At 62.7% G+C, this 8,838-nt stretch carries 10 protein-coding genes and 1 pseudogene; 10 read left to right on the top strand and 1 reads right to left on the bottom strand.

What is annotated here, in order from left to right; all coding sequences use genetic code 11:
• The 5 genes and pseudogenes from ACY69P_RS10790 to ACY69P_RS10770 form a co-directional block, all read left to right on the top strand.
• Positions 1 to 321 (top strand): aminotransferase class I/II-fold pyridoxal phosphate-dependent enzyme (locus ACY69P_RS10790; protein ID WP_462327469.1); only part of this gene is annotated, 321 nt, incomplete at its 5' end.
• Positions 314 to 955: pseudogene (gene cmk, locus ACY69P_RS10785) on the top strand ((d)CMP kinase); the annotation flags it as partial. The gene ACY69P_RS10790 and the pseudogene cmk, both read left to right, overlap by 8 nt.
• Positions 956 to 964: 9 nt before the next feature.
• Positions 965 to 1,786, top strand: coding sequence for a precorrin-4 C(11)-methyltransferase (gene cobM, locus ACY69P_RS10780; protein ID WP_462327470.1), 822 nt, complete (start codon positions 965 to 967; stop codon positions 1,784 to 1,786).
• A gap of 155 nt (positions 1,787 to 1,941) precedes the next feature.
• The gene (locus ACY69P_RS10775) at positions 1,942 to 2,337 is read left to right on the top strand and encodes a secondary thiamine-phosphate synthase enzyme YjbQ (protein ID WP_462327468.1); all 396 of its coding nucleotides are present in this window, start codon (positions 1,942 to 1,944) and stop codon (positions 2,335 to 2,337) included.
• A 456-nt stretch (positions 2,338 to 2,793) separates the two neighbouring features.
• Positions 2,794 to 3,057: an RNA recognition motif domain-containing protein gene (locus tag ACY69P_RS10770; protein WP_404843835.1), complete on the top strand. Its 264-nt coding sequence runs from the start codon at positions 2,794 to 2,796 to the stop codon at positions 3,055 to 3,057.
• A 151-nt stretch (positions 3,058 to 3,208) separates the two neighbouring features.
• Here the strand turns inward: ACY69P_RS10770 and ACY69P_RS10765 are convergent, their stop codons facing one another.
• Positions 3,209 to 4,201 (bottom strand): NAD(P)H-dependent glycerol-3-phosphate dehydrogenase, encoded by a 993-nt coding sequence (locus tag ACY69P_RS10765; protein WP_462327467.1) that lies wholly within the window; start codon positions 4,199 to 4,201, stop codon positions 3,209 to 3,211.
• 197 nt (positions 4,202 to 4,398) lie between these two features.
• On the opposite strand from ACY69P_RS10765, the gene ahbB reads away from it, so the two are divergent.
• The 5 genes from ahbB to ACY69P_RS10740 all read left to right on the top strand — a co-directional run bounded on the left by ahbB (position 4,399) and on the right by ACY69P_RS10740 (position 8,641).
• Positions 4,399 to 4,878, top strand: coding sequence for a siroheme decarboxylase subunit beta (ahbB, locus tag ACY69P_RS10760; protein WP_404843833.1), 480 nt, complete (start codon positions 4,399 to 4,401; stop codon positions 4,876 to 4,878).
• 238 nt (positions 4,879 to 5,116) lie between these two features.
• The gene (gene hemL, locus ACY69P_RS10755) at positions 5,117 to 6,385 is read left to right on the top strand and encodes a glutamate-1-semialdehyde 2,1-aminomutase (RefSeq protein ID WP_459900442.1); all 1,269 of its coding nucleotides are present in this window, start codon (positions 5,117 to 5,119) and stop codon (positions 6,383 to 6,385) included.
• A 16-nt stretch (positions 6,386 to 6,401) separates the two neighbouring features.
• Positions 6,402 to 7,475, top strand: a complete 1,074-nt coding sequence (locus tag ACY69P_RS10750) for a cobalt-precorrin 5A hydrolase (RefSeq protein ID WP_462327466.1) — start codon at positions 6,402 to 6,404, stop codon at positions 7,473 to 7,475.
• Positions 7,476 to 7,519: 44 nt separating this feature from the next.
• Positions 7,520 to 8,227: a precorrin-3B C(17)-methyltransferase gene (cobJ, locus tag ACY69P_RS10745; protein ID WP_462327465.1), complete on the top strand. Its 708-nt coding sequence runs from the start codon at positions 7,520 to 7,522 to the stop codon at positions 8,225 to 8,227.
• Positions 8,228 to 8,641 carry a cytochrome c3 family protein gene (locus ACY69P_RS10740; RefSeq protein WP_462327464.1) on the top strand — a complete coding sequence of 138 codons (414 nt, stop codon included), beginning with the start codon at positions 8,228 to 8,230 and terminating at the stop codon, positions 8,639 to 8,641.
• Positions 8,642 to 8,838: the final 197 nt, after the last annotated feature.

The following is an 8,838-nucleotide window of genomic DNA, read 5'->3' as shown; positions in this document are numbered from 1 at the left end:
GGGCTTGCCGCCCTTGAGGATGCGGATTTTGTCCGCGCCACCCGCCGCGCTGTAAGTGAAGGACGGCAGTATCTGCGCGCGGAGTTGACGGAGATGGGCTTTACGGTGCATCCCTCGCAGGCCAACTTTCTGCTGACGGAGATGCCAGCCGCTTCGCCGCTGGATGCGGGCGAATTTGTGGAGCGTTTGCTCCAGCGCGGTATTATTATCCGTCCTATGGGCAGCTACAATATGCCGCGCTCGGTGCGCATCAGCATCGGCAGCGCGGAGGAAAACCGCGAATTCATCGCCACCGCCAAGGAGATTCTGGCCGATGCCTAAGCCGCTTATTGTGACTATTGACGGACCTGCCGGTGTAGGAAAGACCACGCTGGCGCGCCGCACCGCCCAAGCCTTGGGTGTGGCCTATCTGGACACGGGCGCCATGTTCCGCACCACCGCCTTGGAGCTTGGTTCCGGGGCGGATGCGCTGGCCGCCGACGACTTGGACGTGCGCCTTGCCGCGTTGGAGTTCACGTTGTCCGGTGAGGGCGAGGCGTCGACGCTGTTCGTCAATGGCCGCCGTATCGGTGAGGAAATCCGCACGGAAGAGGTGGGCATGATGGCTTCGCGCGTGGCGGTGCTGCCGCAGGTGCGGGCCTTCCAGAAGCTGGCCCAGCAGCGCCTTGGCCGCGCGACTTCCCTTGTGGTGGAGGGGCGCGACATGGGCACCGTGGTTTTCCCGGACGCCACATGCAAGATTTTCCTCGACGCCACGCCGGAAGTGCGCGCCGAGCGCCGGTTTAAGCAATTGCAGGAGATGGGCAAGCCCGCCGATCTTGCCGCATTGGCCCAGCAGATTCGCGAGCGCGACGACATGGACCGAAACCGCGCCGAAGCCCCGCTGCGCCCCGCTGATGACGCCGTTATCATCGATACCTCGCATATGACCATTGATGAGGTTTTTGCCGCCATTACCGCCACCGTGGAGGCCGTGCGCGCCCATGGCGCGTCCGCCGCGCCGGAGCGCAGGGCAGGGACGTCCTCTCAGGACGGACCGGATGTGTGGTTTGTGGGCGCTGGTCCCGGTGACCCGGAGCTCATTACCGTGAAAGGGCAGCGCCTTGTGCGCGAGGCCGACGTGGTGATCTATGCCGGGTCCCTTGTGCCGCGCGCCATTGTTGCCGAAGCGCGCGAGGACGCCGAAGTGTACGACTCCGCGCCCATGAACCTTGACGAAACCCACGCCCTTATCCGCGAGGCCGTGGCGGCGGGAAAGTCCGTTGTGCGCGTGCATACGGGCGACCCGGCCTTGTATGGCGCGGTGCGAGAGCAGGCGCGGTTGCTGGATGCCGACGGCATCACGTGGCAGGTCGTTCCCGGCGTCACGGCGTCCTTTGCTGGCGCTGCCGCGGCAGGGCTGTCCTTCACCGTGCCGGAGAAGACGCAGACGCTGATTATTACCCGCATGGAGGGACGTACGCCCGTGCCCGAGGGCGAACGTCTGCGCGAACTTGCGCGGCATGGCACGTCGCTGGCCATTTACCTGTCCGCAGGTGACCCGGAGGGCCTTCAAAGTGAATTGGAAGCCGCAGGGCTGGCGGGCGATGTCCGGGTGGTGGTGGCCTACCGCGTGGGCTGGCCCGAGGAGACCCTCGCCTATACGACGCTTTCGGAGCTTGCGGTGACTGCGCGCGAGAATGGCTTTACCCGGCAAACCGTCTTCCTCATCCTGCCCGGCGAGGATGACGAAGAGCATGTCTCGAAATTGTATGACAAGAATTTTGCCCACGGCTACCGCGCCTAGCGCGCCGTGACGCTTCGGCCCCGCCGCGTATTGCGCAGCGGGGCCGCGTTGTCTGTGGTGAAAGGGGCTGTGGGCTGACCTGCATGGGCAGGTCATAACGCGGCAGCCTAAGGCCGGATATTTCAAGTGACCCTGTGGAAAATGGAGGTGCGCCTGTGGAGAGTCTCGTCATCCCAACGCAGTCCCGGGAAGAGTTGGTCAACATCACATCCGCTGTACAGGACAAGGTCCGCGCCATGGGTTGGACCGACGGCGCACTCCTCCTGTGGTGCCCGCACACCACAGGCGCGGTGACGGTCAACGAGGGCGCGGACCCCGACGTCATGCGCGATATCGTCGTCAACATGCGAAAACTCGTCCCGCACCGGGGCGACTACCACCACGCCGAAGGCAACTCCGACGCGCATATCAAGTCCAGCATGTTTGGTTGCGACCAGATGGTCGTGGTCGAAGACGGACGCCTGCAACTGGGGACGTGGCAGAGCATCTACTTCTGCGAATTCGACGGCCCGCGGACGCGCAAGCTGTGGCTGAAGTGGCTTGGGGTATAGGAGTGCGCTCCGGTCGCGATGTGTTTATGGCAAAAATGAAAGCCCCCGGATTGGTCCGGGGGCTTTTTTGCGAGCGAAACCGCATTTGTCAGCACGCAGTAAGGCGAGAGAAAGGGGGTGATGGTGCGCGGTGGATATGATGTAGGGTTTTAGTCGGGAAAAGAACGTGAAAGGCTAAGGGGCGGAAGGCTGTATAGTGGGAAAATGATGCTCAAAAGTTCATGTTTTGATTTTACATGTGCTGTTTAAGGTAGTGTATTGGGCATTGTATGGGAAAAGGCGTGCACCTCGTATTTTTTATTTTGCAAATACAGAAGAAAAACGTTTGACTTTGTTCTCCGGTTGCATGTAGAACATACAAATCGATTTGAGCGAAGTGCAGTGTTCATCTGAGCATCTGCACAACACACTTCCCCACCTTTTTTCGGGGATGACTTTATTCGGAGTTTATCTATTTTGACCAAGAATATCTATGTCGGCAATCTGTCCTGGGAATGCACCAATCAAGATCTTCAGACCCTTTTTGCTGGTTACGGCGAGGTTTCCTCTGCCCGTGTGATCGAAGATCGTGAGACCGGTCGTTCCCGTGGTTTCGGCTTCGTGGAAATGGAAGCCGCAGGTGCCGAACAGGCTATTGAGACGCTCGACGGCTCGCAGTTCCTCGGACGCGACATCAAAGTGAACGAATCCAAGCCCCGCGAGCGTCGTCCTCGCTACTAAGCGAGACACTTTGCGATTTAAAGCCCACCTTTTGGTGGGCTTTTTTTTGTGCTTTTTTGGGGGGCTATGCTGGAAGCGAGGGGAACCGCCCACAAAAAACGGCGGCCCCTGTGGAGCCGCCGTTTGTCGTTTCGCGTCTGTCCGCGCGGGACTATTCGTCCTTGAGGCCGCGCGTCATGAGTTCGTGCACGGCGTCCTGCGGGTTTTTGTCGTTGTAGAGGACGTCGTAGAGCTGTTCGGTGATGGGCAGGCTGACGCCGAGCTTTTGGCCCAGCGTGTAAACGGCTTCCGTGGTTTTAACGCCTTCGGCAACCGACCGCATTTCTTCCAGAATGTCCACCAACCGCTGGCCCTGTCCGAGTTTAAGGCCCACCTGGCGGTTGCGCGAGGAGTCGCCCGTGCAGGTCAGGACCAAGTCGCCGAGGCCGGAAAGGCCTTGGAAGGTGGCGGCCTTGGCGCCCAGTGCTTCGCCGAGGCGGCTCATTTCCGCAAGGCCGCGGGTAATCAGGGCGGCGCGGGCGTTGGAGCCGAAGTTCAGGCCGTCGGAGACGCCGGCGGCAATGGCCATGATGTTCTTGAGCGCGCCGCCAAGCTCCACCCCGCGGTAGTCCGTGGTGGTGTAGAGGCGGAACGTCTCGGAGGACAGCGTTTCCTGAATGGCCTTGCCACGTTTTTCGTCAGCGCAGCCGAGGGTGACGGTGGTGGGGATGTCGCGGCTGACTTCGTCCGCAAAGGACGGGCCGGACAGCATGGCAAAGCGCGGCTTCAGCGGCGCAAGCACGTCGTCCACAACCTGCGACATGGTCATCAAGGTCTTCAGCTCAATGCCCTTGTTGGCGCAGATGATGGTTGGTTTTTTGGGCAGATGGGGGCGAAAGCCCTCCAGCGCCTTGCGGGTGTACTGCGCGGGCACAACCCACACGAAGTATTCAGCGCCTTCGGTGGCATGGGCCACATCGGTGGTGGCCTGGAGGCGCTCATCCAGTGTGATGCCGGGAAGGTACCAAGAGTTTTCATGGTCCCGGTTGATCTTTCCGACCACTTCTCGTTCGCGGGCCCAGAGGACCGTTTCCAGCCCCTTGCGGGCAAAGACGTTGGCGAGGGTCGTTCCCCATGCGCCAGCTCCAATCACGGCTATCTTCATATGGCAGCGACTCTCCGTTTAAGAGGGTGTTGATGCGATGGCAGCGTTTGCGTATGCCGATGGCATGCCGCATAGCTACATATCCTGCGCGCCAACGCAAGGCAAGGATGGCGGTTGCAAGGGGGCGAGCCCTTGGGTATCACAGGTCCTTCGGGTGCACGCCCGAACCACCCTTAACAGCAAAGGACGACGAGAATATGGCAGCACGCACTTTCACCGCGTCCCAGCGCGAGGTTCTGCGCCGGATTCAGGGCAATCTGCCCGACAGCCCTACGCCCTTCGCGGATATCGCCGCCGAAGTCGGCGTCACCGAAGAAGAGGTTTTGGAGCTTGTCCGCGGCCTCAAGGCCGACGGCGCTATCCGGCGCTTTGGCGCAACCCTCAGGCACCAGAAGGCCGGGTATTCCCATAATGCCATGGTTGCCTGGTTTGTGGAGGACGGGGTTGATATTGACGAAGTTGGCGCCAAAATGGCCGCCCGCCCCGAAATTTCCCATTGCTACCATCGCCGGAACTGCATGGACTGGCCCTATAATATCTATACCATGATTCATGGCCAGTCCCCGGACGATTACAAACGCGTCGTCGAAGAACTCATCGAGGAAACCGGCGTAACGCAATACGATGTTCTGGAAAGCCTGAAGGAACTCAAAAAATCCTCCATGGTCTACTTTTAGGCGCCGCCTGCACGGGCGCGCCGCGCCCGCGGCGTATTGCCCGCCGCCCCGCATCACCGGGGCGAAGCATGCCATGGATGACGCCGCCCGCGCGGCGCAGAGCTGCAACCACAAGTGACGCGACGGACCGCCGTGCGATGCCCCCCGCATGGCTACATCCCGCACAGACGTTTCTGTATGGGGGACAAGGCCGAAGGACCGGCGCTAACGCGCCGCGCCCAGACGCCGGAGGTTCACTATGAGTACATCGCACAAGCTTTTTGAATTGGCGAAAAACGTCATCCCCGGTGGCGTGAACAGCCCGGTGCGCGCCTGCCTGAGCGTCGGCGTGGACCCGCTTTTCATCGACAGCGCGCAGGGCGCGCATCTCACCACCGTGGACGGCGAAAAGCTGCTTGATTTCGTTATGTCTTGGGGCCCCATGCTCCTTGGCTACTCCCACCCCGAGGTGCAGGCCGCCGCAGCTGCCGCAGCCGCCAAAGGCTCCAGCTTTGGCGCTCCCTGCGCGCAGGAAGTTGAAATGGCCGACGCCGTGGTGCGCACCGTGCCCTCCATCGAGATGGTCCGCATGGTCAGCTCCGGCACCGAGGCTACCATGAGCGCCCTGCGTCTTGCCCGTGGCTACACCGGCCGCAGCAAGGTGCTGAAGTTCGTTGGCAACTACCACGGCCACTCCGACAGCTTCCTCGCCAGCGCCGGTTCCGGCGTTGCGACCCTGTCCATCCCCGGTACCCCCGGTGTGCCCGAGGAGACCGTGGCCCACACCCTGCTGGCCCCGTACAACGACATCGACGCCGTCCGCGACGTCTTCGCCAAGCATGGCGACGAAATCGCCGCCGTCATCGTGGAGCCCTGCGCGGGCAACATGGGGCTTGTCCTGCCTGCCGAAGGCTTCTTGCAGGGGCTGCGCGATGTGACCACCGAGTACGGTGCACTGCTCATCTTTGACGAGGTCATCACCGGCTACCGCGCCTCCCTTGGCGGCGCGCAGGGCCGCTTTGGCATTACCCCGGACCTGACCACCCTCGGCAAGATCATCGGCGGCGGTTACCCCGTGGGCGCCTACGGCGGCAAGCGCGAAATCATGGAGCGCATCGCCCCCTGCGGCGACGTGTATCAGGCCGGAACCCTCTCCGGAAATCCCGTGGCCATGGCCGCCGGTCTCGCCACCGTGAAGCTCCTTGAGCAGGCCGACTATGCCGCCCTTGAAGCCCGCACCGCCGCCCTTGTGCAGGACGTAAAGGCCATCTTTGCCGAGAAGTCCATCCCTGTGCAGGTCAATACCGTGGCGTCCCTGTTCACCGTGTTCTTCGCCGAAGAACCCGTGGTGGACTTCGAGTCCGCGCAGAAGGCCGACGGCGAGCGCTATGCGTCCTTCTACCGGCAGATGCGCCAGAGCGGTATCAACCTCGCCCCGTCCGGCTATGAATGCTCGTTTACGTCCTTCGCCCACACCGAAGCCGACTACGACGCCTTCCTGTCCGCCGTGCGCAAGGTGCAGTTCTAAACCGCAGGAGACCATCATGCCCGTCCCGGAACGTGCCGATCATGAAGCGGTCGCCATCTATGCCGTAACACAGGCCGGTGCGCGTCTGGGACGGGTTCTTGCCCGCGAGCTTGGCGGTGAACTGTTCGTCTCCGAACGCTTCGCCGCCGAGTTTGGCGCGGCCTCCTTTCCGCGTCTTGTGCCCTTTGTGGCCCATACCTATTCCCGCTACGCCCGCCACGTGTTCATCACGGCCGCAGGTATCGCCGTCCGCGCCGTTGCGCCCTTGCTGCGCGGCAAAGACCGCGATCCCGCCGTTGTGGCCGTGGACCAGCGCGGGCGCTACGCCGTCAGTCTTGTGTCCGGCCATCTCGGCGGCGCAAACGACCTTGCCCGCGCCGTGGCCGCCGTCACCGCCGGGCAGGCCGTTGTAACCACCGCCACGGACACCGAGGACTTGCCCTCCCTCGACACCATGGCGCAGGAGCGCGGCCTTGGCATCGCCAATCTTGCCGCCGTCAAGGACGCCAACATAGCGCTCCTCAGTGGCGAAGTGCTCCAAGTCCTCGACCCCGACGATTGGCTGGGGCTTCGCGAGCCGCAAAGTCCCGGTTTGCCCGATTGGAGCCGGCATTTTGCGTCCATTGCCAGCCTTGCCGAGTGGCGCTCCGGCGCGCCCGGAGTTGTGGTGACGCACTCCGCCATCACGCCGCAGCCCGGCATGCTGGTGCTGAATCCGCCCACCCTCGCCGTAGGCGTCGGCTGTCGCCGCGGGGTGAGTCAGCAGGATATTCAGGAGCATCTGCGCGCCGTTTTTCAGGAAAATGGCCTTGCCCTCGGCTCCATCCTCGGGCTAGGGAGCATCGTCGCCAAGAACGACGAGGAAGGCCTGCTTGCCGCCGCCGCGGATTTCGGCGTCGGTCTGTTTTTTTATGAATCCGAAGAACTCTCCGCCGTAGACGCGCCCAATCCATCACAGCGCGTAATCGAGCGGATGGGAGTACCCAGCGTATGCGAAGCAGCGGCAATGCTGTTGGCAGGGGCGACAACGCTCCTCGTCCAGAAAACGAAAAGCGACCGGGTGACCGTAGCAGTCGCGCAGGTTCCCTGACGGTTATAGGCCTCGGCCCCGGCGACAACGCGCTTTTGGCCCCCATGGCCACCCGCGCCCTTGAGGCGTGCGATGCCATCGTCGGCTACGGCACCTACATGGACCTCGTCCCCGACTCCCTCAAAGCCGGCAAAAAGCACATCGTCACCGGCATGAAGAAGGAACTCGACCGCGTCAGCGCCGCCGTGGACGCCGCGCAGGATGGTCAGGACGTTGTCATCATCTCCAGTGGCGACTCCGGCGTTTATGGCATGTCCGGCCTCGCCCTTGAAATTATCGAGCAGCGCGGTCTGCTCGGTGATCTTGCCTTTGAAGTTGTCCCCGGCATCCCCGCCCTCAGCGCCGCCGCGTCCTTGCTTGGCGCGCCGCTGATGCACGACTTCGCCGTGGTCAGCCTCTCCGACCTGCTCACGCCGTGGGAGCGCATTGAAAATCGCGTGGCCCACGCCGCCGCCGCAGATTTCGTCATCGTGCTCTACAATCCGCGCTCGCGCCGCCGCGACTGGCAGCTTGCCCGCGCCGTCGAACGCGCCCGCGAGCATCGCGACCCTGCAACGCCCGTCGGCATCGTCCGCAACGCCTACCGCGAAGGGCAGGATGTGCGTACTTGTCGTCTCGATGAATTCGATCCGGAAACCGTCGATATGCTCACCATTGTCATCATCGGCAATTCCCAAACCCGCTTTGCCGGAGCATCGCTCCTGACCCCCAGAGGATACGCCGACAAGTACGATCTGAAAGGACAGGACTAAATGCGACGCACCCTCTGCGGGCTGACAGTGCTCCTCGCACTGCTCGCCCCCGTGGCCGCGCTGTCGGTCAACGCCCCCAAGAGGCCAGACCGCGTTATCGTCACCCGGCCCCGCGGCATGTATCCCCAAAAGCTGCGCGTTCCCTTTCCGCATCAGCGCCACGTCACAATGGCCTGTCAGGACTGCCATCACACGCTCAATGCCCTCGGCAGCGTCGAGAAGTGCTCCACATCCGGCTGTCACGACATGGTCGCCCCGCACTGCCCACGCGAGATGCGCTCCGGGCGCTACTTCAAGAACGCCTTCCACAAGAGCAAGGCCAGCTGTCGCGGGTGCCACAAGGCCCGCCAGCAAGCCCACGAAAACTCCGGCCCCACGCGCTGTCGTGGCTGCCACAGCGTTCGCCGCTCCTAGCCCCTCGCGCGTACAGGTCGGTTGCCAAAAACAACACCGCCCCAACCCTTGATAGCTTTCGCGTCATGGGCTGGGGCGTTTTGCTGTGGGGCGTTGGCCGGAGTGGTGGGGCTGTGTGGGGGAGGGTGGTGGTGTTTGTTGGCGCTGGGAGAAGAGTTTTTGCTCCGCAGGTCTAAGGGCCGTGGGCCCTTAGAGAT

It is taken from the genome of Desulfobaculum sp. (assembly GCF_054921475.1).
Note: the sequence above shows the minus strand (reverse complement) of the source record. Positions and strands in the feature narration are given on the sequence as shown.

Excerpts from the sequence above, each read along its gene's own strand:
- ACY69P_RS10765 (WP_462327467.1), bottom strand. The coding sequence starts at position 4,201 with ATGAAGATAGCCGTGATTGGAGCTGGCGCATGGGGAACGACCCTCGCC.
- hemL (WP_459900442.1), top strand. The coding sequence starts at position 5,117 with ATGAGTACATCGCACAAGCTTTTTGAATTGGCGAAAAACGTCATCCCC.
- ACY69P_RS10740 (WP_462327464.1), top strand. The coding sequence starts at position 8,228 with ATGCGACGCACCCTCTGCGGGCTGACAGTGCTCCTCGCACTGCTCGCC.
- cobJ (WP_462327465.1), top strand. The coding sequence starts at position 7,520 with ATGGCCACCCGCGCCCTTGAGGCGTGCGATGCCATCGTCGGCTACGGC.
- ahbB (WP_404843833.1), top strand. The coding sequence starts at position 4,399 with ATGGCAGCACGCACTTTCACCGCGTCCCAGCGCGAGGTTCTGCGCCGG.
- ACY69P_RS10750 (WP_462327466.1), top strand. The coding sequence starts at position 6,402 with ATGCCCGTCCCGGAACGTGCCGATCATGAAGCGGTCGCCATCTATGCC.